At 50.1% G+C, this 25207-nt stretch carries 23 protein-coding genes and 2 pseudogenes; 1 reads left to right on the forward strand and 24 read right to left on the reverse strand.

Annotated elements, in window-relative coordinates; all coding sequences use genetic code 11:
* Positions 1-63: 63 nt before the first annotated feature.
* From MMY81_RS05835 to MMY81_RS05930, 20 genes and pseudogenes are all read right to left on the reverse strand, one after another.
* A complete protein-coding gene (locus MMY81_RS05835) occupies positions 64-1101 on the reverse strand; it encodes a tetratricopeptide repeat protein (protein WP_252312027.1) in 1038 nt (345 codons plus the stop codon).
* A 134-nt stretch (positions 1102-1235) separates the two neighbouring features.
* On the reverse strand, positions 1236-1865 hold the full coding sequence (gene hisIE / locus MMY81_RS05840; protein ID WP_252312028.1) for a bifunctional phosphoribosyl-AMP cyclohydrolase/phosphoribosyl-ATP diphosphatase HisIE: 630 nt from the start codon (positions 1863-1865) through the stop codon (positions 1236-1238).
* Positions 1862-2620, reverse strand: coding sequence for an imidazole glycerol phosphate synthase subunit HisF (gene hisF, locus MMY81_RS05845; protein ID WP_120191952.1), 759 nt, complete (start codon positions 2618-2620; stop codon positions 1862-1864). Before hisF ends, hisIE begins: the two co-directional genes overlap by 4 nt.
* Positions 2614-3351, reverse strand: coding sequence for a 1-(5-phosphoribosyl)-5-[(5-phosphoribosylamino)methylideneamino]imidazole-4-carboxamide isomerase (gene hisA, locus MMY81_RS05850; RefSeq protein WP_252312029.1), 738 nt, complete (start codon positions 3349-3351; stop codon positions 2614-2616). The genes hisF and hisA overlap by 7 nt, the downstream gene beginning before the upstream one ends.
* Entirely contained in the window at positions 3344-3988 is a 645-nt protein-coding gene (hisH, locus tag MMY81_RS05855) for an imidazole glycerol phosphate synthase subunit HisH (protein ID WP_252312031.1), read from the reverse strand. The genes hisA and hisH overlap by 8 nt, the downstream gene beginning before the upstream one ends.
* Positions 3989-4036: 48 nt before the next feature.
* Positions 4037-4627, reverse strand: a complete 591-nt coding sequence (hisB, locus tag MMY81_RS05860) for an imidazoleglycerol-phosphate dehydratase HisB (protein WP_252312032.1) — start codon at positions 4625-4627, stop codon at positions 4037-4039.
* Positions 4624-5904 (reverse strand): histidinol dehydrogenase, encoded by a 1281-nt coding sequence (gene hisD, locus MMY81_RS05865; protein WP_252312033.1) that lies wholly within the window; start codon positions 5902-5904, stop codon positions 4624-4626. Before hisD ends, hisB begins: the two co-directional genes overlap by 4 nt.
* A 1-nt stretch (position 5905) precedes the next feature.
* The gene (hisG, locus tag MMY81_RS05870) at positions 5906-6538 is read right to left on the reverse strand and encodes an ATP phosphoribosyltransferase (protein WP_252312035.1); all 633 of its coding nucleotides are present in this window, start codon (positions 6536-6538) and stop codon (positions 5906-5908) included.
* Positions 6531-7719: pseudogene (locus MMY81_RS05875) on the reverse strand (ATP phosphoribosyltransferase regulatory subunit). The gene hisG and the pseudogene MMY81_RS05875 overlap by 8 nt, the downstream one beginning before the upstream one ends.
* Before the next feature lie 216 nt (positions 7720-7935).
* A complete protein-coding gene (locus tag MMY81_RS05880) occupies positions 7936-8424 on the reverse strand; it encodes an acyltransferase (RefSeq protein WP_120191945.1) in 489 nt (162 codons plus the stop codon).
* Positions 8424-9071, reverse strand: a complete 648-nt coding sequence (ppaX, locus tag MMY81_RS05885) for a pyrophosphatase PpaX (RefSeq protein WP_252312037.1) — start codon at positions 9069-9071, stop codon at positions 8424-8426. Before ppaX ends, MMY81_RS05880 begins: the two co-directional genes overlap by 1 nt.
* A gap of 11 nt (positions 9072-9082) precedes the next feature.
* Positions 9083-9960, reverse strand: a pseudogene (gene lgt / locus MMY81_RS05890) (prolipoprotein diacylglyceryl transferase).
* 16 nt (positions 9961-9976) lie between these two features.
* The gene (gene hprK / locus MMY81_RS05895) at positions 9977-10912 is read right to left on the reverse strand and encodes an HPr(Ser) kinase/phosphatase (protein WP_252312038.1); all 936 of its coding nucleotides are present in this window, start codon (positions 10910-10912) and stop codon (positions 9977-9979) included.
* Positions 10913-11053: 141 nt separating this feature from the next.
* Positions 11054-11422 carry a phage holin family protein gene (locus MMY81_RS05900; RefSeq protein ID WP_252312039.1) on the reverse strand — a complete coding sequence of 123 codons (369 nt, stop codon included), beginning with the start codon at positions 11420-11422 and terminating at the stop codon, positions 11054-11056.
* Positions 11422-11622: a PspC domain-containing protein gene (locus MMY81_RS05905; RefSeq protein WP_120191941.1), complete on the reverse strand. Its 201-nt coding sequence runs from the start codon at positions 11620-11622 to the stop codon at positions 11422-11424. The genes MMY81_RS05900 and MMY81_RS05905 overlap by 1 nt, the downstream gene beginning before the upstream one ends.
* 22 nt (positions 11623-11644) lie before the next feature.
* A complete protein-coding gene (locus tag MMY81_RS05910) occupies positions 11645-12814 on the reverse strand; it encodes a DUF4097 family beta strand repeat-containing protein (RefSeq protein WP_252312040.1) in 1170 nt (389 codons plus the stop codon).
* Between the two features lie 108 nt (positions 12815-12922).
* Positions 12923-15808: an excinuclease ABC subunit UvrA gene (uvrA, locus tag MMY81_RS05915; protein ID WP_252312041.1), complete on the reverse strand. Its 2886-nt coding sequence runs from the start codon at positions 15806-15808 to the stop codon at positions 12923-12925.
* A gap of 5 nt (positions 15809-15813) precedes the next feature.
* Positions 15814-17793, reverse strand: coding sequence for an excinuclease ABC subunit UvrB (uvrB, locus tag MMY81_RS05920; RefSeq protein ID WP_252312042.1), 1980 nt, complete (start codon positions 17791-17793; stop codon positions 15814-15816).
* A 170-nt stretch (positions 17794-17963) separates the two neighbouring features.
* Positions 17964-19136 (reverse strand): PDZ domain-containing protein, encoded by a 1173-nt coding sequence (locus MMY81_RS05925; protein WP_252312043.1) that lies wholly within the window; start codon positions 19134-19136, stop codon positions 17964-17966.
* A gap of 94 nt (positions 19137-19230) precedes the next feature.
* Positions 19231-20685: a S41 family peptidase gene (locus MMY81_RS05930; protein WP_252312044.1), complete on the reverse strand. Its 1455-nt coding sequence runs from the start codon at positions 20683-20685 to the stop codon at positions 19231-19233.
* Between the two features lie 211 nt (positions 20686-20896).
* On the opposite strand from MMY81_RS05930, the gene MMY81_RS05935 reads away from it, so the two are divergent.
* Complete coding sequence (locus MMY81_RS05935; protein ID WP_252312045.1) at positions 20897-22009, forward strand: cysteine desulfurase family protein; 1113 nt, start codon at positions 20897-20899, stop codon at positions 22007-22009.
* Positions 22010-22055: 46 nt separating this feature from the next.
* Here the strand turns inward: MMY81_RS05935 and MMY81_RS05940 are convergent, their stop codons facing one another.
* From MMY81_RS05940 to prfB, 4 genes are all read right to left on the reverse strand, one after another.
* Complete coding sequence (locus MMY81_RS05940) at positions 22056-22613, reverse strand: M23 family metallopeptidase (protein ID WP_252312046.1); 558 nt, start codon at positions 22611-22613, stop codon at positions 22056-22058.
* Between the two features lie 291 nt (positions 22614-22904).
* On the reverse strand, positions 22905-23204 hold the full coding sequence (locus tag MMY81_RS05945; RefSeq protein ID WP_252312047.1) for a c-type cytochrome: 300 nt from the start codon (positions 23202-23204) through the stop codon (positions 22905-22907).
* 85 nt (positions 23205-23289) lie between these two features.
* The gene (locus tag MMY81_RS05950) at positions 23290-24069 is read right to left on the reverse strand and encodes an SDR family oxidoreductase (RefSeq protein ID WP_252312048.1); all 780 of its coding nucleotides are present in this window, start codon (positions 24067-24069) and stop codon (positions 23290-23292) included.
* Between the two features lie 14 nt (positions 24070-24083).
* Positions 24084-25188, reverse strand: a protein-coding gene (prfB, locus tag MMY81_RS05955) for a peptide chain release factor 2 (RefSeq protein WP_252312049.1) whose coding sequence is annotated in 2 segments (ribosomal slippage) — positions 24084-25115 and positions 25117-25188 — 1104 coding nt in all. Because the reading frame shifts where the segments join, the coding sequence is not laid out codon by codon here.
* Between the last annotated feature and the right edge of the window lie 19 nt (positions 25189-25207).

Genomic DNA, 25207 nt, shown 5'->3' on the forward strand with positions numbered 1-25207 from the left:
GTTTTCGAATTGTTTCGTTCTGTTATATCGTATGAGATTTTGTACTCTTCGTCACTAATCTGCTTACAGCTTGTAATGCTCTTTTACCGCAGATTGAACAGCTTCCGTAGAAAGCCCGTCTTTTTTCAAATGCTTCAGCAGTTCGCCTGCCGTATGGTTGTCTTTGTTCACGCTCTGCTTCCACTGCTGTTCAGCCTGGACGATGCGTCCGGACTGATATGCCGAAGCCCCGAAAAACAAATGAAAGCCTTCCTGGGTCGGCGCGTGCCGTTTAACATAACGTTCAAACAAAAGGCGGGATTCTTCATAAAAACCGAGGCGGCAAAGGGTGGAAGCCGCGTAAAATAAGTGCGATTTATCCAGCGGGATAATATTTTTCAGCATTTCCGCTGTCTCCTGTGCTTCTGTTTCTCTTCCCATTTCTGCGTACAGCACGGCAAGCTGGCACAGCGCCGGAAGATACATATGCTCCCGTGCGATATCTTTCACAAGGGCCAGTGCCTCTTCAGAGCGGTCCTGCTCATGAAGAAGCCTGGCAAGCTGGCATTTTGCCGGCAGGTAATCCGGATAATCTGCAATAATTTCTTCAAGTATCTGGTCTGCTTCCGCAAACTGCTTTGTTTTCATTAAGCGTTCGGACTTTTCGTATTTCATAATCAGCTCTTCTTCCTGCTGATTGTTTTCTTCTTCCTCATCTTCAAGCAGCAGATCCAGCAGGTCCCGGGCATCTTTGGAAAAATCCCCCTCCGGCTGCATCGTAAGATACGACTCGGCCATCTCTTTGGCTTTATCGAATAGACCAAGGTATACATAGTTATTTGCTAAAAAGAAATAGCATTCACTCAGGCTGCTGTCCAGGTCTTCAAGCACGTGCCAAAGCAGGCGGTTGGACTCTTCATACTCCCCGGTATCAGAATATACGACAGCCAGCTGGCACTGAAACACACCCTGGGTCGGATCCATATCGATCGCTTTTTTCAAATATTTGACCGCACGATCCAGCTCTCTTTTTTGGAAAGCGTGGATGCCGCGTTTAAAATAGTGTTCTTCGTTCTGCAGAAACGGCAGAACTCTGCCGGTTTTTTCCGTTGATGATTTCATTCACTCTCTCCCTCCAGTTGGGGTCCCGATTGCAATAAGAGTAGTATATCATTTATTCAAACGATAAGAAAAGTACTGATATCGGGAAACAGGCATAAAAAAGCCCGCTGCTTTTTCGCAGCGGGTGCTGATTCTTATTTTTTGTGACGCTGTCCCAATACGTCCAGCACATCGTCAAGCGGCAGCTTCTGCTCTCTTAAAAGCACAAGCAGGTGATAAAGAAGGTCGGCGGTTTCCCACTTCAACTCTTCTGGATCACGGTTTTTGGAAGCAATGATTACTTCGCTTGCTTCTTCTCCGACTTTTTTCAAAATTTTATCCACGCCTTCTGTAAACAAATAGGTCGTGTAGGCGCCTTCAGGCATTTCTGCTTCACGCTGGGCAATAATCTGCTCGAGCTCATTGATAATCGCAAACCGGTCCAGCTGCTTCTCCGGCACTTCTTCTCCGAGAAGAGAAGACGAAAAACAGCTGTAGGAGCCGGTATGGCAGGCGGGTCCTGCCGGATGAACGAGAACGACAAGTGAATCAGCGTCGCAGTCGTAGCGGATGTCTTCGACTTTCTGAATATTACCCGATGTTTCTCCCTTATGCCACAGCTCCTGGCGGGAACGGCTGAAAAACCAGGTTTCTTTCGTTTCAATCGTTTTCTGCAGGGATTCTTCATTCATGTAGGCGAGCGTCAGAACTTCTTTGCTTACGGCATCCTGGACGATCGCTGGTATATAGCCTTTTTCATCAAAGGTCAGGTTATTGCTGTTCATCGTACCCGGACCCCTTTCTCTCGTAAGTAGGTTTTTACTTCTTCAATAGATGTTTCTTTATAATGGAAGATCGAAGCAGCAAGCGCGGCGTCCGCATTTCCCTCTTCGAAGGCTCCAATAAAGTGTTCCCTGGAACCGGCGCCTCCGGAAGCAATAACCGGCACGTTTACAACTTCATTGACTGCCTGAAGCAGTTTAATGTCAAAACCGGTTTTTGCCCCGTCCTGATCCATACTTGTCAACAGAATTTCCCCGGCGCCGCGGCGGACCGCTTCTTTTACCCAGTCCTGGATTTCCCAGTCTGTCGGCGTTCTGCCGCCGTGGGTGTATACACGCCAGGAGCCGAGCGCTTCTTCGTATTTGGCATCAACAGCAAGCACAATGCACTGCGAGCCGAAATGATCCGCGCCTTCGTTGATCAGCTCCGGTCGGTCAACAGCGGCAGTGTTAACCGAGACTTTATCCGCTCCGGCCCGCAGAATTGCGCGCATGTCCTCGAGGGAGTGAATGCCTCCGCCGACGGTGAAGGGAATCGCAAGCGTTCCTGCCACTTCTTCTACCACTTCGACCATCGTTTTGCGGCCTTCATGAGAAGCGGAAATGTCGAGAAAAACCAGCTCGTCCGCTCCCTGGGCATCGTAAATTTCCGCCAATTCCACCGGATCTCCGGCGTCGCGGAGGTCTACAAATTGAATGCCTTTTACAACTCTTCCCTCTTTTACATCCAGACACGGAATAATGCGTTTCGTCAGCATGCGCCACCCACCTCTCTTAAAGCGTCTTCCATCGTAAACCGGCCTGTATAAACCGCTTTGCCTATAATAGCACCGCTGATACCCTGCTCTTTATAGGAAGCGAGCTTCTGCAGATCATCAATGCTGCTTACGCCGCCGGAAGCAATCACTTCCTGTCCGGTTTCACGCGCAAGCTCAGCAATAGCGTCCACATTCGGGCCGGAGAGCATGCCGTCTTTGGCAATATCCGTAAAAATAAATGTCTTCGCTCCATGTGCGGCCATTTCTTTTCCAACGTTAACTGCCGTCATTTCAGATGTTTCGAGCCAGCCGTTCACCGCAACGTAGCCATCTCTTGCATCGAGTCCGATAGCAATTTTCTCCCCATACTCGGCAAGCATTTCTTTTGCGAAATCCGGATGGTTGATTGCCACGCTTCCAAGAATGACCCGGTCCACGCCGCGGTCCAGGTAGTAGGCTACATCTTCTTTCGTGCGGATACCGCCGCCGATCTGCACGCGCATGTCCAGTTTCGCCGCTTTGAGCACGTGCTCATGATTAATCCGCTTTTTGGCTTTTGCGCCGTCAAGGTCCACCATATGCAGCCACGAAGCACCGGCCTGCTCGAATGTGCGTGCCATATCTGCCGGCGAGTCGCCGTAAATTGTTTCCTGATCGTAGTCACCCTGCACGAGACGGACGCATTTGCCGTCCCTCATATCGATGGCCGGGTACAGAATAAAATCACTCATAAGTGTTCCGCCCCTTTGCTACATCAGTAACGAAGTTTTTAAGAATGCTCATGCCTACCGTACTGCTTTTTTCCGGGTGAAACTGCGTACCGATAATACGGCCGCGTCCTACAATAGCAGGCACGTCTCCGGCATAATCACATACGGCGATCAATACGTCTTCATCTTTTGTTTCAATAACGTAGGAATGCACGAAATACACGTGCCCTTCTTCTACGTCACGGAGCACGTCATGATCCGGCAGGCGGAATTCGAGCTTATTCCATCCCATGTGAGGAATCTTCAAGGCCGGGTCCATATCTTTACGCTTGGAAAAATGGCGTGCATAGCCGGGTAAAAAGGCAAGGCCGTCTGTATCGCCGTTTTCTTCGCTGCCGTCAAACAACAGCTGCATGCCAAGGCAGATGCCGAGAAGCGGATTGCCGTCCGCTGCCCATTTCTTAATAAAATCTTCCTGATTTTTCTCTTTAAGCAGCGTCATTGCGTCTTTAAATGAGCCGACCCCCGGAAGGATCAGGCCTTCTGCTTTGTTCAGTTCTTCCGGATCTTCGGAAATAAAATAGGGCTGGTCCAGGCGTTCCAGCGCCTTGCTGACGCTGTGAAGATTACCCATTCCATAATCGATAATACCAATCATGCACGTCCACTCCTTGTATATTTCTAGCAGTCCGAATCTGTATTATTATTAAAGCATGCCTTTTGTAGAAGGCACTCCCTTGACGCGTTCGTCCAGCTGGGTGGCTTCATCCAAAGCACGTGCCAGCGCCTTGAAAACAGCTTCTATCATATGATGGGTGTTAAACCCGTAATGCACAATGACATGCAGGTTCATTCTTGCTTCCAGAGCAAGTTTCCAGAGAAATTCATGGACAAGCTCTACGTCAAAGGTGCCGACTTTCTGCGCCGGAAATTCACCGCGGAATTCCAGATGCGGGCGGTTGCTTAAATCGACAACGACCTGAGCCATGGCTTCATCCATTGGAACAAAGGCATTACCGTAGCGGCGGATTCCTTTTTTATCGCCGAGTGCCTCTTTGAGGACATGGCCAAGGCAGATACCGATATCTTCCGTCGTGTGATGGTCATCTACGTCGGTGTCGCCTTTCGCATCCACGGTTAGATCAAACTGGCCATGCTTGGTAAACAGATCAAGCATATGCGTCATGAAGGGGACGCCGGTTTCAATCCGGCTCGTTCCCGTGCCGTCCACCTGAAAATCGAGTGTAATGTTTGTTTCATTTGTTTTTCTTGTAATAGATGCTTTTCTTTCTGTCATTCGACTTTTTCCCCCTTTTTACGTGCATCAACTGCCCGGGCGTGTGCTTCCAGCCCTTCCATGCGTGCAATGGCTGCCACGTCATCGGCATCCCTGAAAAAGGCCTGTTCGCTGTAGGAAATAACGCTTGATTTTTTCACAAAATCATCTACGCTGAGCGGACTCGAAAAGCGTGCCGTTCCGTTTGTCGGCAGGACGTGATTCGGCCCTGCGAAGTAATCACCGAGCGGCTCAGGGCTGTAGGGGCCGAGAAAAATAGCGCCGGCATGACGGATTCTCCCCATAATTTCATATGGGTAGGCGGTGATAATTTCAAGGTGTTCGGGTGCGATTTCATTGACCGCCTCGACGGCTTCTTCCATCGAATCCGCGATATATATAACGCCATGATCTTTAATCGACGCCTGGGCAATGTCTTTTTTAGGAAGATCGACCAGCTGCGCTTCTATTTCCTCTTTTGTTTGTTCAGCAAGCTCCCGTGATGTCGTTACGAGGACGGAAGACGCCATCTGGTCATGCTCCGCCTGAGAGAGCATGTCTGCTGCGACGAGCTCGGCTCTTGCCGTTTCATCAGCCAGCACGACAATTTCGCTCGGTCCTGCAATCATATCGATATCGACCCATCCATAAACGGCCCGCTTGGCAAGCGCTACGAAAACGTTGCCGGGACCGACAATTTTATCGACTGCCTCCACGCTTTCTGTGCCAAAGGCGAGTGCCGCTATGGCCTGGGCGCCTCCTGCTTTCAAAATCGTGTCTATACCCAGTTCCGCTGCTACGACGAGCACCGTTGGGGAAATCAAGCCTTCTTCATTAGGCGGTGTCGCCATGACAATACGCTGCACCCCTGCCGTCTGGGCCGGAATAACGTTCATCATTACGGTGGACGGATAAGCGGCTTTTCCGCCTGGTACATATACGCCGGCCGAGTCAAACGGCGTTACTTTCTGGCCGAGCACGGTGCCGTCGTCTTTTGTTACAAACCAGGACTGCTGCACCTGGCGCTGATGAAAGTCACGGATATTCACAATAGCGCGGCGGAGCGATGCCAGATGATCCGGATCAAACGCTTCATACGCCTCTTCCATTTCTTCTTTTGTAACAAAAAGCTCATCAATTTCTACATTATCAAAGATCTCTGTCAGTTCCCGGAGCGCGCTGTCCCCTTCTTCGCGGACACGCGTAATAATCGCGTCAACTGCTTCCCGCTGTTTTTCATTGCCGGTTTCCACATCTCTTTTTAACTGAGGCTTTCCGGATATTTCTTTAATCTCCATGTTACTCCTCCTCTACCACTTTCGCGAGCCGTTCCACAACTTCATCAATTTGTTTGTCCTTGATTCTATAGCTGACCGGATTAACGATCAGTCTTGATGTAATCGGCACAATGGTCTCCAGTTCAACAAGGCCGTTTTCCTTCAGCGTCTGGCCGGTGGAGACAATATCGACGATTCGGTCGGCCAGGCCTACCATAGGCGCAAGCTCGATCGATCCGTTGAGTTTAATAATTTCCACTTGTTCGCCCTGCTCTTTAAAATATTGGGCTGCCAGGTGAGGATACTTGGAGGCGACTTTCGGATTAATATCCGTTTTCTGATAGCCGGGAAGGGATGCCACCGCCATGTAGCAGGCGCTGATATGAAGATCGAGCACTTCGTACACGACGCGTTCTTCCTCAATCATCGTGTCTTTGCCGGCCACGCCAAGATCCGCCACTCCGTGCTCTACATAGGTGGGAACATCCATCGGCTTTGCCAGAATAAAGCGCATATTCGCTTCCGGAGCGTCTATAATCAGCTTGCGGGAGTCATCAAATTCCGGCGGGATGGGAAAGCCCGCTTCTCTTAACAGATCAACTGCTTCTTCAAAGATACGCCCTTTCGGCATTGCTATCGTTAAAAAATCACTCATGCGTATCGGCCTCTTTCTTTTTTCCAATGTAATAGTAAAGGTCGGTGTAGGCTTCGCTCAGCTGGTCCAACGCTCTCTAAGCCCTGAAGATCCTGAAGCACAACGCGTTCACCGTTTTTTCTGCGTTTCACCGCTTCTGCGATCGCTTCGGCACGGCGCTCTTTGCTGAACACAATACAGGAGGGCTCTGGAAATTCCTCGGAAGGCTGGAGCGCTTCTGCAAGAAGATCGAGACGGATGCCAAACCCTGTCGCCTGAGCCGGCCGGTCGAATTTCTGAAGCAGTTCATCGTAGCGTCCGCCGCTGGATAAAGGCACGCCGAGATTGTTTCCATATCCTTCAAATACAATTCCCGTATAGTAGCTCATATGCATGACGAGGTTAAGGTCAAGCGTAACCAGCTCGCTCACGCCATAGGCCCGCAGGACGTCAAACAGCTGCTTAAGGTCTTCTACTGCCTTTTTCGCCTGCGGATGGCTGCTTAAAGCGGATGCCTCTTCGAGCACCGATTCGCCTCCGCGGAGCTTTAGCAGGCCGAGCAGCCTGTTTTTATCAATAGTAGATAAAGGAAGCTGCTTCACGTGATACCGGTAGCCTACATAATTTTTCTCATATAAAAAGCGGCGCAGTTCATCTGCCCGTTCATCGTTTCCAAGTACATCCACAAGCAGTGCATTAACAAACCCGATATGTCCCGCTGCAATGCGGAAATCCTTCAGACCCGTGCCTTCAAGAGCCGCTGCCATCAGGGCAATTACTTCTCCATCGGCACTCGTGGTGCCGTCACCGATCAGCTCGACTCCCACCTGTTCAAATTCCGCCGGACGTCCGCCTTCTCTCTGCTGGGCCCGGAATAAATTGGTGTGGTAGGAAAGGCGGAGTGGAAACGCCTGATCCTGCAGGCTTGAAGCCGCCACTCTTGCAATAGGCGCTGTCATATCCGGACGCAGAACGAGCGTATCTCCCTGCTGGTCCAAGAGCTTAAACAGCTGCTGGTCGAGGATAGCTGAAGCACTTCCGACTGTTTCGTAATATTCCAAAGTGGGCGTTTCGATGGTTAAGTATCCCCATTTTTCCATTTCCCCTGCGGTCGAACGCCGAATCGCATCTTTTGCCTGAAAATATCCAGGCAGCCTGTCTCTCATTCCTACGGGCTTTTCAAACATAAAAGGCTGGCTCATTTATGGTAACTCTCCTTTGATTGCTCATCTATTTGCTTTAGTTCGCTAATGTACTACTAAGGTAAAGAATATATTTTGTAGTTTACACACAATTCAGGGAGGGGTCAATAGAAAACCACCTGGAAAGAAAAAAGCTTCTTTTTTGGCAAAAGAAGCTTCAGTCTGTCAAAAACAGCCGGCATGGATCATTTATAAGGAGAGAGTACTGGCTGGCTTTCAGCTTTGCGGTTTTTTTATCTCTACCATCGGATTGCCCCCGACAAAAGCTCCGGCCGGCACATCTTTATAGACGAGGGTTGCCGCTGAAATCACGGCGCCGTCTCCGATCGTCACGCCCGGAAGCACTGTGGTATTAGCTCCGATCATCACATTGCTGCCGATGATCACTTCGCCCAGCCGGTACTCATCAATTAAATATTCATGAGTGAGTATCGTCGTATTGTACCCGATAATGGAATTTTTCCCGATCGTGATTTTTTCCGGAAACATGACATCGACCATCACCATCAGGGCGAATGCGGTCTGTTCCCCGACTCTCATACCGAGAAACGTCCGGTACAGCCAGTTTTTCATCGAAAGAAACGGGGTATACCGCGCCAGCTGAATAACAATAAAATTTTTCATTACTTTCCAGAACGACACCGTTTTGTACACCTGCCACAGGGCGTTCGATGACGTGACAGGGTAACGGTCCGTGCGTCGCATTAGATATGCACTCCATCATAAAGCCGTAACAGCTCGCGCATATCCTGAAGCATATGGTCCGGTTCAAACGTCTGCAGCCATTCTTCTCCCTTGATCGTCCAGGAAACGCCGGCTGTTGTAACGCCGGCATTCTGACCGGATAAAATATCATACTGGCTGTCGCCGACCATGATCGTTTCCTCCGGCACAGCGCCAAGAATGTTCATGGCAAGCTGAACAGGCTGCGGGTGCGGCTTGGCGTGCTCTACGTCTTCTATAGCCACCATCGTGGAGAAATACGGAAGCAGGTCCATTTTTTCTGCCCCGCGAAGCGCTGCTTCCCGTCTTTTCGTCGTTACAATACCGAGCTTGAATCCTCTTTCATGCAGGGAATGAATCGCTTCTTTTACCCCTTCATATTCTTCAATTAATGCATCGTGATGCTCCATGTTATGCGTTTGATACGTTTTCACCAGTTCCGGTGCACGTTCCGCATCAATATTTTCGAAATTCTCCAGAAGCGGCGTGCCGATCATTCCAATAATGTCGTCACGACTGTAGACTCCCGGATAATAGAGGTTCAGCGTGTATTCAAATGAAGAAATAATTAACGGGTTCGTATTAATTAACGTGCCGTCCAGATCGAACAACATGGTATTTACGGCCATGGGCAGCCTCCTTATTTTTTCTTTTGTTTTTTAGGCGTGCTTTTTGCGGCCGGTTTTTCTGTTTCCAGTCCGCCGCCATCGTCATCGAGATAGTGCGCGGTTGCGTTCATTTTCAAACGGCGGTACCACATCAATAGAAAGGCAGCAGCTATCAGTACGATAGAAATCACCTGGGCCGTGCGCAGAACCTCTCCGATCATCAGGCTGTCTGTGCGCATTCCTTCTATAAAGAAGCGACCGGCAGAATACCAGATTACATAGGAAAGGAACATCTCGCCGCGGCGGAGATTAAATCGGCGGAGCCAAATCAGAACGGCAAAGCCGGCAGATTCCATAAGGACTCATATAAAAAAGTAGGGTGATAATAAATGCCCTCAATAAACATCTGGTTAATAATAAAATCCGGAAGAAACAGCCCTTCCAAAAATTCTCTTGTCACCGGTCCGCCATGGGCCTCCTGATTCATAAAGTTCCCCCAGCGTCCTATAGCCTGCCCGAGTATAATACTCGGTGCCACAATATCGGCAAGCTTCCAGAAGGAAATCTTCCGGACACGGGCAAAAATGACGGCCGTGATCACAGATCCGATTAACGCTCCGTGGATGGCAAGACCGCCTTCCCAGATTGCTAAAATACTGCCGGGATTCTGCGAATAATAATCCCAGCTAAATATCACATAATATAACCTGGCGGATATTATCGCGATCGGCACTGCGAAAATAAGCAGGTCCGCAATAATATCAGCCGGCATGCCTCTTTTTTTAGCTTCCCGGTTGGCAATAATATACCCGAGGACGGCTCCGAGGCCGATAATAATCCCATACCAGTAAACCGTCAGCGGCCCAAGCTCCAGGGCTGTGCGGTCGATGGGCTGTATTGAAAATAACAATGCCTGTCACCTCTTCTTAAAAATCTTCTTTGTCGCCTTCTTCAATAACACCGGTCAGGCGGTCCGAAAACTCCTGCGCGGTATTAATACCCATTCGTTTCAGTCTGAAGTTCATGGCTGCCACCTCTACGATAACCGCAAGGTTTCTTCCCGGACGAACCGGAATAGTTAATCTTGGTATTTCAGAATCAATAATTTTCACGGTAACTTCTTCAATTCCCAGACGGTCGTAGGCTTTTTTGTCGTCCCAAAGCTCCAGGTTAATCGTCAGCGCAATCCGTTTGAATGGACGGACGGCGCCGGCACCGAACAGCGTCATCACGTCAATAATACCGAGTCCGCGGATTTCCAATAGGTGCTGAATCAACTCAGGCGCGCGTCCGACAAGCGTGTTGCCCTGTTCCTGGCGGATTTCCACAGAGTCGTCCGCTACGAGACGATGCCCTCGGCGCACCAGGTCCAGTGCGGTTTCACTTTTACCGACGCCGCTTGCCCCGGTAAGAAGTACGCCTATACCGTAAATGTCCATCAGGACGCCGTGCATGGCGGTTGATTTAGCGAGCTTTGTTTCCAGAAATGTCGTAATCTGACTGCTCAGCCTCGTGGTCGTCACGTCTGCCCGCATAAGCGGAACGCCGACTTTATTTGCGTTATTAATCAATTCATCCGGGGCGGTCAGGTCCCGGGAAATGATAATCCCAGGGGTATCATATGTACACAGCTTTTCCATCCGCTCCTGCTTTTCTTCATCATTGAGCTGCTGGTAAAAAGAAAGCTCTGTTCTTCCCAGAAGCTGCAGCCGTTTGGCAGGATAATACGTAAAATAACCGGCCATCTCAATTCCCGGCCGGGAAATATCACTAGTTGTAATTGCGCGATATACGCCTTCATGCCCGGCAAGCACCTCAAAATCAAAATGCTCGACCAGGTCCTTTGCTGTCACCTTCGCCATGCTTTTCCCTCCACTCGTTCTTGCCCATCCGGGCGCTGTCACTTTTTTCATTGTAGCATGATTTGCAGGCAAAGGATAACGTTGCCTGCCCATAAAAAACAGGATGCCGAAAGACGGCATCCTGTCAGGGATGGAGAGGTATCAGCGGCGGCTTCCTTTGCTTAAAGGGTCCGCAATGAAATTAGAAAGCACCATATTCAGCAGGGCAATAATAATGGATGCAAGCAGAGCCATGCCGAATCCGGAAATTTCAAAAGCGCTTCCCATCAATGCTGCTGTAAGCATAAGCATGAGCGCGTTAATAACGAATATAAACAACCCAAACGTAACAACGGTAAACGGCAGCGTCAGCAGGACGAGAAGCGGGCGGATGAAAAAGTTAACCACGGTCAGGATAATACCTGCCATAAGGGCCGCACCAAAACCTTCCAGGTAAAATCCATTAAAGACACCCGCAACCGCCATAAGCGTCAGCGTATTAATGAGAAAAGGCGTTAAGCAGCCTACCATCAGCTCGCGCTTCCTTCTTTAGGCAGCACGAACGCCAATACGATATAAAGAATAATAATCGGAACACCTGACGTAAGCAGGGAAAGAATAACGGTACTGACACGCACAAGCGTGGTGTTTACGTTTAAATAGTCCGCCAGTCCTCCACATATACCTGCAAGCATCTTATCGGTTTCGGAACGATACAATTTTTTCTTCATCATACATCTCCTTGTCTGTGGTTTATATCTTTGGCTTTACCGTAATAGAGCCCGTCTTCGTCAACGCTTCCAGTCTCAAAGTTGGAGAAGCGGTTGGACGTGACATAAACCGCACTGATTTTTGGACAAATTCTTTTTGTTCTTCGAGTATTTCCACTTCGGCTAAATCATTATGATACGTACCGGTCATCGTTTCGAGATGGCCGTCCGTACGCGCGGAAGGTTCCAGCTCAAGGTCAATATTGCCTGTTTTGGCCTGAATAACCGCTTTTGCATCTTCTTTATAGGAAAGAATGCCGGTCACAGAACCATTAAACACTTCGACTTCAAGATCTTTCACTTCCGCCCGGCACATAACGGATCCATTCCATGTTTTCAGCGTAGCAAGGTCGGCGCTGCCGCCCTGAAGCGTAATCGGACCGTTACCCGTTTCCGCGAACATGCGGGAAGCCTGAACGTCCCGGAAGAAAAGGGAACCGTTTGATGCCTTGGCAGAGAAGCGGTCTGTATCGATAGATTCCCCTTTTAAATGACCGTTAAACGTGTGCCATTTAATGGACTCATACCGTTTGGACGGCACATAGACTACAGCTTCCACTTTCATCGCTTTGGATTTGGTCCGGAACAGCAGACGACCGTCCTCGGAGCCGAATTCGGCGTCGTTTAGAAAACGGCTGGACGCCTGCTCTTCCGACTCTTCGCGGTAGACTTTCACACGGCAGTCGATTTTGATGCCGGGCATGTCCCATGTTTTCCATTCGAAGGAGCCATTTTCAAGCGCAAACTCAATATTTTTGTCGCTGAGGTGCTGCAGCTCAAATGTGTGGCTCACTTCTGTGTATGGACCAAAGTTGAAGTCGAGATCCATTTCTTTTACTTTTTTTACAGCGGTATCGACAAAAGAACTTGCCTGATCCGACCATTCCTGAAACATTTTTTTCTCTTTGTCAAACGGCGGCTGACGGTCTCTGCGCTGAAACGCACGCCCTGCCGCATCGCGGAAGATATTAAATGGATCCGCACCGAAACCGCCGGAGGAACGCTGGCTGGACCGCGTGGAGTTATTTTTTCTGCCTGAACGGGATGAGCCGCTTTTGTCAGCTGACAATGCTTCCAAAAGACGGACTCCTTCCTCTGCTGAAATTTTTCCCTCTTCAATCATGCGTAAAATTTGTCTGCGTTCTTCTTCCATGCTGTACCCTTCCTTTCAGGTATCTTTTCATTCACCGCGACTGGCGGCTTCTTGTATTCTTTATTTACGAAAGACCTGCAGGGACGTTTCATTTTAATGGGACGGCGTTCAGGAAGAAGCTTCTGCTACCCGATCCGCCTGCAGGCGGCGGGTTTTCATCCGTTCTTCTTCCCGTTCAAGAATCGGCTTTAAATAATAGCCGGTGTAGGATTCCTCCACCTTCGCTATTTTCTCCGGCGTGCCTTTCGCAACGATGGTACCGCCGTTGTCTCCGCCTTCCGGGCCGAGATCGACGATATAATCCACCGTTTTAATGACGTCCAGATTGTGTTCAATGACCAGTACCGTATCGCCATTATCTACAAGGCGCTGCAGTACTTTAAGCAGGCGGTCAATATCGTCTACGTGCAGGCCGGTAGTCGGCTCATCAAGAATGTAGAGCGATTTACCGGTGGATCGCTTGTGAAGCTGGGAAGCAAGCTTCACTCGCTGGGCTTCCCCGCCGGAAAGCGTCGTTGCCTGCTGTCCTAGTTTTATATACCCTAATCCGACATCATATAACGTCTGGATTTTGCGTTTGATTTTTGGAATGTTTTCAAAGAAGTCTACTGCCTCTTCCACGGTCATTTCCAGAACGTCGGCAATGTTTTTTCCTTTGTATTTAATATCCAGCGTTTCCCGATTATACCGTCTGCCTTCGCATTCTTCGCAGGAAACGTACACATCGGGAAGAAAGTGCATCTCAATTTTTATAATCCCGTCCCCGCGGCAGGCTTCACAGCGTCCGCCTTTTACGTTAAAGCTGAAGCGTCCTTTTTTATAGCCGCGCAGCTTCGCTTCATTCGTCAGCGAAAATACGTCGCGGATGTCATCAAACACGCCGGTATACGTAGCCGGATTCGAACGCGGGGTTCGGCCGATCGGAGACTGGTCAATATCAATAACCTTTTCAAGCTGGTCAAGACCTTCCACGGATTTGTGGGCGCCCGGCTTGTGCTTGCTCTTATACAGCTTCTGCGCTACGGATTTGTAAAGGATGTCATTAATCAACGTACTTTTTCCGGAGCCTGATACGCCGGTGATTGCAGTAAACAACCCGAGCGGGAAGTCCGCATTTACCCGCTTTAAGTTATTTTCGGAAGCACCTTTGATTTTCAGCCAGCGTCCCTGAGGCTTTCTGCGTTCCGCCGGCAGCGGAATAAAGCGCTCGCCGGACAAATACTGGCCGGTCAAAGAGTCTTTATCTGCCATAACTTCCTCCGGCGTGCCTTCCGAAATAATATAACCGCCGTGCATCCCTGCGCCGGGGCCGATGTCGACAATGTGGTCGGCGGCAAGCATCGTGTCTTCATCGTGTTCCACTACAATTAGCGTATTGCCGAGGTCCCTCATCCGCTGCAGTGTGGCAATCAGACGGTCGTTATCGCGCTGATGGAGGCCGATCGACGGCTCATCGAGTATATAGAGAACACCCATCAGAGAAGAACCAATCTGTGTGGCAAGACGGATCCGCTGGGCTTCCCCGCCGGAGAGCGTACCGGCTGCCCGGCTGAGCGTCAGGTAGTCGAGACCGACATTGTTTAAAAAGCCGAGACGTTCTTCAATTTCTCTTAGAATCATGTTTGCAATTTCTTTTTCTTTGTCCGTCAAATGAATAGACTCTCCGAAAAACTCCATTGCGTTCTTGATGCTCATATCGGTTACCTGGCCGACATGATGATCATTAATCTTCACCGACAGGCTTTCTTTACGAAGGCGGTGGCCTTTGCAGGTCGGACAAGGCTTGCTCGTCATATATTGTTCCATCTGCTCCCTGATGTAATCGGAGCTCGTTTCATGATAGCGGCGGTTAATATTTTCCAGTACGCCTTCAAAATAGATCTTGCGCTCTCTTACACCGCCGCGGTCATTTTCATACCGGAACGTCATTTTTTCTTTCGTGCTTCCATGTAAAAGGATATCCATCTTCTTTTCAGAAATTTTCTTGACCGGTACATCCATTTTAATATCAAAATGGCGGCATACGGATTCAAGAAGCTGTGGATAGTACTGGGAGCTCGTCGGCTTCCATGCGGCAATAGCATGCTCTTTGAGCGTCAGATCCGGATCCGGAATAACCAGTTCTTTGTCCACTTCCAGCTTGCTGCCAAGACCATCACACGATGGGCATGCACCAAATGGGCTGTTAAAGGAAAACAGGCGCGGCTCCAGTTCACCAATGGAAAATCCACAGTGCGGGCAGGCGTGATGCTGGCTGAATAATAGCTCTTCTTCCCCGATGACATCAATTTTTGCCTGGCCATCGCCTAGGCGCAGGGCTGTTTCCAGCGAGTCGGCAAGTCTTGTTTCCACGTCCGGCTTAATAACAACCCGGTCAATCACCGCTTCAATACTGTGCTTTTTATTTTTTTCAAGCGTAATATCATCGCTTACTTCGCGCATTTCCCCGTCTACGCGGACACGGACATAGCCTTCTTTTTTCAAGTCTTCGAGCACTTTTACGTGCTCGCCTTTGCGCCCTGAAATAAGTGGCGATAAAATTTGCATTTTCGTCCGCTCCGGATAGGCCATCATCCGGTCCACCATCTGCTGTACGGTCTGTGAAGCAATTTCAATGCCGTGGTTCGGACAGACCGGCCGGCCGATGCGGGCAAATAGAAGCCGCAGGTAGTCATAAATTTCCGTAACCGTCCCTACCGTGGAACGGGGGTTTTTGCTCGTTGTTTTCTGGTCAATGGAAATGGCCGGAGAGAGCCCTTCAATAGAGTCCACGTCCGGCTTATCCATCTGCCCGAGAAACTGGCGGGCATAGGCAGAAAGCGATTCAACATAGCGTCTCTGCCCTTCTGCGTATATCGTATCAAAGGCCAGGGAGGATTTCCCTGAGCCCGATAATCCTGTAAATACAATCAGTTTGTCTCTTGGTATCGTAATATCTACGTTCTTTAAGTTGTGGGAGCGTGCGCCTTTAATTTGTAAGTTTTCCAGTGCCATTCTATCTATCCTTCCGCTTTTAATTCAAGAACGAGGTCACGAAGTTCAGCGGCTCGTTCAAACTGCAGGTCTCTTGCTGCCTGCTTCATTTCCGCCTCAAGCTCATCTGCATATTTCCGGCGTTCGGTTTTGTTCATTTTCGAAAGCATAGGTACCTGTTCCACTTCTTCCCCATCTTCGGTCACAATAGTCGCCTTAATTAATTCCGGAATGGATTTCTGAATGGTTTTCGGCGTAATACCGTGCTCTTCGTTGTAGGCAAGCTGAATCTCGCGGCGCCGGTTCGTTTCGGAAATAGCGATATCCATCGATTTTGTAATCCGGTCAGCATACATAATAACGTGGCCGTTGGCGTTTCTTGCCGCCCGTCCCATCGTCTGGATTAAGGAGCGTTCAGCGCGCAGAAATCCTTCTTTGTCCGCGTCGAGAATCGTAACGAGCGATACTTCCGGAATATCGAGGCCTTCTCTTAACAGGTTAATTCCGACAAGCGCGTCAAAATGGCCCATGCGCAGCTGGCGGACAATATCTATGCGGTCAAGCGTCTTAATATCGGAGTGAAGATACTTCACCCGTATTCCTACTTCTTTTAAATAGTCGGTCAGGTCTTCTGACATTTTCTTCGTGAGCGTCGTAATGAGCACACGCTCGTTTCGGGACGCCCTTTCATTAATTTCACCAATCAGGTCATCAATCTGCCCTTCAATTGGACGGATGTCGATCGTTGGATCAATTAAGCCGGTCGGGCGGATAATCTGCTCAATCATTTCCGGCGTATGCTCTTCTTCGAACGCTCCCGGTGTTGCAGAAATAAACAATGCCTGATGAACGCGTTCCTGAAATTCATCAAACTTCAGCGGGCGGTTGTCCATCGCGGAAGGCAGGCGGAACCCGTGATTGACGAGCACTTCTTTTCTAGCCCGGTCCCCGTTGTACATGCCCCGCACCTGAGGAAGGGTGACGTGGGACTCATCGACAACGATCAGAAAATCGTCCGGAAAGAAATCAAGCAGCGTGTAGGGAGAATCGCCCGGGTTCCGGAATGTCAGATGGCGGGAGTAGTTCTCGATTCCTGAGCAGAAGCCCATCTCCTGCATCATTTCGATATCGTACCTGGTGCGCTGTTCGAGCCGCTGTGCTTCGAGCAGTTTATCCTCGGAGCGGAAAACGGCAAGCTGATCTTCCAGCTCTTTTTCTATATTTATGATCGCTTTGTTCAGCTTCTCTTCTCTGGTTACAAAGTGGGACGCCGGAAAAATCGCCACGTGGCTGCGTTCGCCGTTGATTTCTCCTGTCAGGGCGTTCACTTCCGTAATGCGGTCAATTTCATCCCCAAAAAATTCCACGCGGATACACTGCTCATCGCGTGAAGCCGGGAAAATTTCCACGACATCACCGCGCACGCGGAACGTTCCGCGCACAAAATTAATGTCATTGCGGTCATATTGTATATCCACAAGCCGGCGCAGCAGTTCATTGCGCTCCATTTCCATATCTTTTCGGAGCGACAGCACAAGGTCCCGGTAATCTTCCGGGGAACCAAGACCGTAGATGCAGGAGACACTGGCTACAACAATGACATCATCACGCTCAAACAGCGAGCTTGTCGCGGAGTGGCGGAGCTTGTCAATTTCGTCGTTAATGCTCGCATCTTTTTCAATAAACATATCCGTCTGCGGAATATAGGCTTCTGGCTGGTAGTAATCATAATAACTGACAAAATACTCCACCGCGTTGTTCGGGAAGAGTTCTTTAAATTCACTGTAAAGCTGGCCGGCCAGCGTTTTATTGTGGGCAATAACAAGTGTCGGTTTTTTTATTTCCTGAACGACATTCGAGACGGTAAACGTCTTTCCCGTTCCTGTAGCGCCGAGCAGGGTCTGATACTTCCTGCCTTCACGCAGCCCTTCGTTCAGCGCTTTTATTGCATTGGGCTGATCGCCTTCCGGCTTGTATTTGGATACTAATTCAAATGCTTCGCTCATGGCGTGTCCGCCTCCATATTCTTAAAATTCTCGTCTATTATTCTGCTTCATTATACCACATTTACGCTGTTTCCAAACGCAAAAAACGAATACATGTTCGTTTTAGAGAGACGTAAAAGACCATCCTCAACAGATGGTCTTTTCGTCTGGTTCTATAAAGTATAAGCATCCTACTCTTGTTTTACAAGCAATAAGCCGAGCAGATAATGTTCGTTTGCGTAAACCGCGATCTGCGTATAGCGCAGCTCCTGATTCAGGTCGATGACACCGATTTTGCTGTAGGCGGAATTAAGCTGAATCGCCTGGTAAAGGTCATTTTCATTCGTCACTGTCTGCCCGTTGACCCTGGTAATTATTTCTCCCGGCTTGATATCCATTTTCTCAGCCGGAGAGTATGGAAGAATGCCTGCTACGCGCAGACCCCGGTCCGGCACAGTGTAGATCGGCCGGCTCGATGCTTCCCGGCGTTTCTGTGACCACGTAATCCATTCTCTTCCGAGAAGAGCTGCAACGGCTGCGATGTAGATCGGATAGTCAACCAAATAGGCAGCACCGGCTGCGGCTCCAAGGACAAGACCCCAGAGCACAATTTTTCCACCGATACGACGCACAGCCTGCTGCGGAACGCTTCCGATAATGTCGAGCCTGAGAGCTGCGGCAAATGGAAACAGCAGCAGGGAAAGGCCGGTTCCTTCTATAGGAAACAGCGGCCACCAGCCGATGGCCTGAAGCGCATCCCCTGGTACGAGAATAAACGCCGGCAGAAGCCATATCCGCTTTAGACGATGAGCTCCCTGCCACTTGCCCCGTGGTGTTTTAAAAAGGTAAGGAGACGTATGATGCCGTTTCGTTCGGAGAAGAAGCAGTCCTTCTGTAAGAACAAGCAGTGCTGTAAGTACGAACGCAGGACGCAGATCCGCCTCCTGCAGGGACAAAATGATGCCGCCCCAGAAGCTGCCTGTCGGGTTCCAAATAAGCGGAACTACGTGCGCGGCTATTACGCTCAGTCCGAGCACATGAGCCGGAGTAGCAAAACGCATCAGTCCGCAGACGATAAATAATATCCACAATACAGCGGCTGCCGCCAGTACTTCCAGCGGTACGAAAAGCCCTGACACCACGACCAGTATCGATACGAGCAGGCCGTAGGCGATGCCCGGCCAGATCGATACAAGTACATCGTAGAGCGGCGGGTAAAGCCTCGTCTTAAAATCCTTCCGCTCCTGTTTTACTCTTTTAGAGCCTATCCACAAAGCTGTACCGATAATTACATATGTAAGGGGGTTGGCAAAAAACCAGCCTACCGCCCTCGCTATTTCCCATAACCACGTTATCCAGTCCAATGAAGCACCTTCCTTTCCTATCCTTTGACTTAGTCGGTAATTTGTTTTATTTAAATGAAAAGCACAGGCAGGAGACGCCCTGCCTGCGGTTTATTTATTCAGATGACTGCTCGGCAGCTTCCTGCAGGGCGCGTTCAAGCTGGGCGTCGTTTTCCGGATCACGGATATTTTCGAGCAGGGCCTGGTTCAGCGCCTCTGCCGTATCCTCATCAATTGTTCCGTTTGCTTCCAGATCCTGTTCCTCCTGGAAGTTCTGCACGGCTGTTTCGGTTTCTTCATTGAAGTATCCGTCGGAGCGTCCCGGCTCGTATCCAAGTCCCTGCAGCATATTCTGGGCTGTTCCGATATCTTCTCCGACCTGGTCAAGCTCGAGTGGCTCTTCCGGATCAAGAGCAGCGGAAGTAAAGTAATCAGGCTGCTCTACTTCAATAGTAGGCTCTACGCCATCTCCATCGATCCAGTTGCCGTCCGGCGTCAACCACTTGAACATGGAAAGCTTCAGCTGGCTGCCGTCTCCAAGCTCCATCGACTGCTGTACCGTTCCTTTGCCGTAGGTGGTCTGTCCGACCAGGTCATAGCTGCCGGCTTCTTTTAATGCACCTGCGAGAATCTCGGAAGCCGATACACTGCCTTCGTCAATGACGCCGACAATCGGATAGTCTTTCGGTTCGGCAAGATCGCTCGTGAACTCCTCCACCTGCTCGTTTCTATCTTCAATCTGCACGAGCGGCTTGTCGCTGGAAATAACCAGTTCGCCGATTTCTTCCACGGCATTTAAATAGCCGCCCGGATTTCCGCGTACATCAATAATCAGCGCATCCATCCCTTCTTCCTCGAGGGAATTAAGCTGTTCTTCAAACTCGGAAGCCGTGCTTTCTCCAAAGGAAGTTAAGGAAAGGTGGCCGATTCTGGATCCATCTTCTTCGATTATTTCCGATTGCACGGTTTCAACCGGTATCTCATCACGTTCTACTACAACATCAAACGGTTCGCTGCTTCCGGCACGCTGCACGGTAAGCGTTACGTCGGTTCCCTGCTCCCCGCGGATACGGAGCACGGTTTCATTAAGCGTTTCTCCTTCCGTCGATTCCCCGTCCACTTCGAGCACCTGGTCATTTGGCTGCAGACCGGCCTGCTCGGCCGGAGAATCCTGGAACGGTGCCACGATCGTGACGGTATCGTCAATGAGACTCACCTCTGCTCCGATGCCTTCAAAAGAGGATTCCAGTGACTGATTAAACTCTTCTGACATTTCCTGATTCATGTAGGAGGAGTGGGGATCGCCAAGCTCTTCGATCATCCCTTCCATCGCCCCTTCCATCAGCTGGCCGGAGTCTACTTCATCCATATAGTCTTCACTGATCGTGCCGTATACTTGTTCGAACCGCTCCATGTCCTCCGTATGTGCATCTCCCGTAGAAGCCTGGCCCGCACTTCCGGAAGTATCAGAACCAGTGTCTGAGAGGTTGGCGCCTAGAAACACGCCTCCTGTTCCCGCGACCAGCGCTGCGCCCGTGAGCGCTGCTGCCGTCTTTTTATTCCATCCCATATATAATCCACTCCATTATGTGCTCTGGCTGCTGTGTTTCAGTAATCGCGTCGGACTTATTGTGTCTTCTCCATTGCAATAAACATACTTCCTTTATTCTAGCATGAAAGAAGCATGTAACAAATGAAAATATCCCTGTTTTTCACATATCTGCCTGCACCGCATATGCTAAAATAAAAATACTACATATTATAGAAAGGCGGCACCTACTATGAGACAGGTGTACATGGATTACAATGCAAGCACCCCGCTTTCCACCAATGTAAAAACCGTTCTTTCCTACTGGATGGACCGGTCCTACGGCAATCCTTCCGCCGGGCACTGGGCCGGCACAGAAGCCAAAAAGGCAGTCGAGAAAGCACGCAGCCGCGTGGCGGATTTTATCGGCGCCGAGCCCGGCGAAATAGTATTTACGAGCGGTGGAACAGAAGGAAACAACCATGTGTTAAAAGGAATATACGAGCTGTGCGGAGCCAAGCCCTGCCATATCATTACAACTGCTGTCGAGCACCCTGCAGTAATGGAACCCTGCCGCTATCTGGAAAAGCATGGAGCTGTTGTCACCTATGTTGGGACGGATTCCTACGGCCGTGTTAATCCGTTTGATATTGAGGCAGCCATTACGAAAGACACGGCGCTCATTTCCGTTATGCATGCCAATAATGAAACAGGAACCGTTCAGCCCATTGAAGAAATCAGCGCCATTGCACGCCGGTTCAAGGTGCCGTTTCATACCGACGCTTCACAATCACTTGGCAAAATTCCTGTGAATGTGAATGACCTTGATGTTGACTTTCTGACCATTGCCGGACATAAAATTTATGCGCCGAAAGGGGTCGGTGCGCTGTACATCAGAAAAACGACTGCCCTGGCCCCCCTGCTTCACGGAGCTTCTCATGAGACGGGCAGACGGGCCGGAACGGAAAACGTATTGTTCACTGCCGCCCTCGGAGAAGCGTGTGTGGATGCTGCTTCTATTGACATAGCCAAGGTAGAGAGGCTGCGCGATTTATTCTGGGAACTGCTGCAGCAGAATTTCCCGCTCCGGGTGCACCGTAACGGCCATCCGGTTCACACGCTACCCAACACGCTGCATGTCCGCTTTACAGGCATCACCGGCCAGGACCTTCTGCAGCAGATGCCTTTTCTGGCAGCTTCAACAGGGGCCGCCTGCCACAGCGGTTCGGTGGAATTATCGGCTGCTCTCCGGGCTCTCGGACTTACCGAGCAGGAAGGCGCGGGCGCTGTCCGTTTCAGCCTCGGCCCTTATAGTACAGACGAGGACGTGTTTGCTGTTATTGAAGCGTTAAAACAGATCCTTTAACCACCTATAAGCTCCGGAGGCCAACAGGCTTTCCGGAGCTTTTTTCTTAAAAATCAACGTACCGGCGCGGATTGACGGAACGGGACTTCCGGGTGTCCCAGACGCCTTCATGCACTTCAAAATGAAGATGGGGTCCCCGGGAAGCGCCTGTGTTTCCCATCAGTCCAAGCGTTTCACCCTGTGCCACGGTCCGGCCGGCGGCGACGCTGATCGAAGCCAGATGTGCGTAAAGCGTCATCATCTCCCTGCCGTTCATTGTGTGGGATACCATCACAGTATTGCCGTAGCCGTTACGATATTTGGCTTCCACAACGGTACCGGCTGCGGCGGCTGTGACCGGCACATTCATCCGGCCGCCCCGGCCGATATCAATACCGTGATGCATGCGGCCGTTGCGCGGCCCATATTCCGATGTGATTCGTCCGGTCGCCGGGCGGACAAATCCGGATACTGTTTCTTCTGCTGCCGGAAAAGCGGCAAAGGTCTGCACCGGCTCATCTGAAATAGAAAATACCGCCGCAGCTTCTTTTTTTACGTGTTCTGCCGGCACCGGCGGAAGGACAATTACCATTTTTTCTTCTGCTGCTTCGGTGTCTGCTTCCATACTTACCAGCAAACACAGACAGAATGCCGCAGCGGGAAGCAAGGGGAGCTTTCTTTTATGTAAAGCGGAATAATCAGGGGTAAAATTCTTTTCAAAGCGGGGAATTCGTGGTGTCACGTAGTCACTTCCTTCTTTTTTAGTGGACATACAGATTAAATAGTTCACAAGGGAAAAAGATGCGTTAAGGCAGAGGGAGGAAAGCAAGGAGGAAAAAACCAATACTAAATACCTGGTAATTAATAAAAAAAGAAAGGAGAGAGGTCTCTCCAATCTTTAACCATTACTTATATACTACTGTTCTGCAACCCAGGTTGCAACACTTTCTGCTTCAGCGCCTTCCAAAAGACCGGCCGGCATGCCGTTGCCTCCGTTTTCAATCATGGTAAGTACCTGATCTTCTTCAAGGTTTCCGCCATCGAGTGCCGGGCCATTGTTGCCTTCGAGGTTCTCCCCGTGACAGGTGGCACAGTTCTGCTGGTACAGCTGTTCGGGAGCCGCGGTAGTATCCTCTTCTTCTCCGCCGCCTCCCCCGCCGCATGCGGCCAGCATAAACATCGAGCCTCCTGCAACAGCCAGAAATGCTTTTTTCATTTTACATACCCCTCTCTATTCCATTATGTCATTGCTTATTTAATACCCTGCCTGGGCGTTCTGAAACGCAGGTAAGGTCCTATCTTTAATAGGCGCTGACCGCACCGCCTTCGACGAGGATAATCTGACCGGTCGTATAGGAATTGGCCGGGGAGCCCAAAAACACGACCTGTCTCGCAAATTCTTCCGGAAGGCCGTAGCGGCCAAGCGGAATGGAGGCTTCGCTTTGTTGTTTTGCCTCTTCAAACGTAACGCCTTCACGCGCTGCGGTTTTTTCCAGCAGGCTTGTCGTCCGGCCGGTTTCAATTCTTCCCGGCCCTACGGTATTAATTAAAATACCGTGCGGCGCAAATTCAATCGCAAGGCTTTTGGAAAAGCCGGCAATCCCGGAGCGGAACGTATTGGAGAGCAGCAGATGGTCCACCGGCTGTTTAATCGAGGACGAAGCAATATTCACGATCCGACCCCTGCTTTTTTTCAGCAGCGGAAGGGCCGCCCGTATCGCGCGGATATAGCTGAACAGCGTCAGCTCAAACGCATACTGCCAGTCTTCATCTTCCATATCTTCAAAATCCCCGGCGGGCGGTCCGCCGGTATTGTTCACGAGCACATCGATGCCGCCCAGTTTATTTTCAGCTTCATTCATCAGCTGTTTTATGTCTTCCGGATTGGTAACGTCGCATACGTGCCAGTATACAGAGCCCTCGCCTTTTACAACAGCTGCCGCTTCCGCCAGGCTGTCTTCTTCGCGGCCGGCGAGCATGACGTTGGCTCCTTCTTCTGCGTACAAAGAGGCAGCAGCAAATCCAAGACCCTTACTTGACGCAAGAACAACGACGGCTTTTCCTTTCAGCCCTAAATCCATAACATACGCCTCCTTTATGCTTTCATGCTGTAACGCAGGTATTCATCAATAAAGGGATCAATTTTTCCGTCCATCACGCCGCCGGTATTCCCGACTTCAAAATTGGTGCGGTGGTCTTTGACCATGTTATACGGGTGGAATACGTACGAACGGATCTGGCTGCCCCAGCCGATTTCCATCTGTTCGCCGCGGATTTCATCAATTTCTTCCTGCTGTTCGTCCAGCTTGAGCTGGTACAGTTTGGCCCGCAGCATTTTCATCGCCTGCTCACGGTTTTTGATCTGGGAGCGTTCGTTCTGGCAGGTGACGACGGCGTTTGTCGGCAGGTGGGTAATACGGACGGCGGAATCGGTCGTGTTGACGTGCTGTCCGCCGGCACCGCTTGCGCGGTACGTGTCAATTTTTAAATCTTCGGTATTAATGTCAATTTCCACGTCATCATCCATTTCCGGCATTACTTCGCAGGAAACAAACGACGTGTGGCGGCGTCCGGATGAATCAAACGGCGAAATCCGCACGAGGCGGTGCACGCCTTTTTCCGCTTTCAGGTAGCCATAGGCGTTGCGTCCTTTAATAAGAAGCGTGACGCTTTTCACACCGGCTTCATCACCCGGCTGGTAGTCGAGCATATCAACGGAAAAGCTGCGCAGGTCCGCCCAGCGCTTGTACATTCTAAGCAGCATCGAGGCCCAGTCCTGCGACTCGGTGCCGCCAGCACCTGGATGAAGCTCCAGGATTGCATTGTTTTTATCGTACGGCTCGCTGAGAAGCATCTGCAGCTCATAATCATTAATCGCGCGGCGAAGCGCGCTCATGCCGTCATCAAGATCTTTTTTCAGATCCTCTTCCGGCTCTTCTTTGACCAGTTCATAGGAAACTTCCAGGTTTTCCAGCTCTTCTTCGAGCTCTTTAAAGCCATGGACCGTTTCCTTCAAAATATTTACCTCATCAATGACTTTTTTTGAATTGTTCTGGTCGTCCCAGAAGTCCGGATACGTCATTTTTTCTTCCAGTTCTGCTATACGTTCTTCTTTGGCAGCGAGGTCAAAGAGACCCCCTAAAGTCGTTGAGTACCTTGCTCATTTTTGATAATTCATTGCGTATATCTGCGATTTCCATTGTAATTCCCCTTTTCCTG

The organism is Sinobaca sp. H24 (assembly GCF_023845525.1).

What these genes read in the sequence shown, in the direction of transcription:
- hprK (WP_252312038.1), bottom strand. Translation starts at nt 10,912, where the DNA reads ATGGCGAAGGTGACAGCAAAGGACCTGGTCGAGCATTTTGATTTTGAG.
- uvrA (WP_252312041.1), bottom strand. Translation starts at nt 15,808, where the DNA reads ATGGCACTGGAAAACTTACAAATTAAAGGCGCACGCTCCCACAACTTA.
- uvrB (WP_252312042.1), bottom strand. Translation starts at nt 17,793, where the DNA reads ATGAGCGAAGCATTTGAATTAGTATCCAAATACAAGCCGGAAGGCGAT.
- MMY81_RS05910 (WP_252312040.1), bottom strand. Translation starts at nt 12,814, where the DNA reads ATGGAAGAAGAACGCAGACAAATTTTACGCATGATTGAAGAGGGAAAA.
- MMY81_RS05835 (WP_252312027.1), bottom strand. Translation starts at nt 1,101, where the DNA reads ATGAAATCATCAACGGAAAAAACCGGCAGAGTTCTGCCGTTTCTGCAG.
- MMY81_RS05950 (WP_252312048.1), bottom strand. Translation starts at nt 24,069, where the DNA reads ATGGATTTAGGGCTGAAAGGAAAAGCCGTCGTTGTTCTTGCGTCAAGT.
- MMY81_RS05940 (WP_252312046.1), bottom strand. Translation starts at nt 22,613, where the DNA reads ATGGAAGCAGACACCGAAGCAGCAGAAGAAAAAATGGTAATTGTCCTT.
- MMY81_RS05945 (WP_252312047.1), bottom strand. Translation starts at nt 23,204, where the DNA reads ATGAAAAAAGCATTTCTGGCTGTTGCAGGAGGCTCGATGTTTATGCTG.
- MMY81_RS05880 (WP_120191945.1), bottom strand. Translation starts at nt 8,424, where the DNA reads ATGCGACGCACGGACCGTTACCCTGTCACGTCATCGAACGCCCTGTGG.
- hisD (WP_252312033.1), bottom strand. Translation starts at nt 5,904, where the DNA reads ATGGAGATTAAAGAAATATCCGGAAAGCCTCAGTTAAAAAGAGATGTG.
- hisA (WP_252312029.1), bottom strand. Translation starts at nt 3,351, where the DNA reads ATGAGTGATTTTATTCTGTACCCGGCCATCGATATGAGGGACGGCAAA.
- hisF (WP_120191952.1), bottom strand. Translation starts at nt 2,620, where the DNA reads ATGCTGACGAAACGCATTATTCCGTGTCTGGATGTAAAAGAGGGAAGA.
- hisH (WP_252312031.1), bottom strand. Translation starts at nt 3,988, where the DNA reads ATGATTGGTATTATCGATTATGGAATGGGTAATCTTCACAGCGTCAGC.
- hisB (WP_252312032.1), bottom strand. Translation starts at nt 4,627, where the DNA reads ATGACAGAAAGAAAAGCATCTATTACAAGAAAAACAAATGAAACAAAC.
- MMY81_RS05905 (WP_120191941.1), bottom strand. Translation starts at nt 11,622, where the DNA reads ATGAAGAAAAAATTGTATCGTTCCGAAACCGATAAGATGCTTGCAGGT.
- hisG (WP_252312035.1), bottom strand. Translation starts at nt 6,538, where the DNA reads ATGAGTGATTTTTTAACGATAGCAATGCCGAAAGGGCGTATCTTTGAA.
- hisIE (WP_252312028.1), bottom strand. Translation starts at nt 1,865, where the DNA reads ATGAACAGCAATAACCTGACCTTTGATGAAAAAGGCTATATACCAGCG.
- ppaX (WP_252312037.1), bottom strand. Translation starts at nt 9,071, where the DNA reads ATGGCCGTAAATACCATGTTGTTCGATCTGGACGGCACGTTAATTAAT.
- MMY81_RS05935 (WP_252312045.1), top strand. Translation starts at nt 20,897, where the DNA reads ATGAGACAGGTGTACATGGATTACAATGCAAGCACCCCGCTTTCCACC.
- MMY81_RS05900 (WP_252312039.1), bottom strand. Translation starts at nt 11,422, where the DNA reads ATGGTAGGCTGCTTAACGCCTTTTCTCATTAATACGCTGACGCTTATG.
- MMY81_RS05930 (WP_252312044.1), bottom strand. Translation starts at nt 20,685, where the DNA reads ATGGGATGGAATAAAAAGACGGCAGCAGCGCTCACGGGCGCAGCGCTG.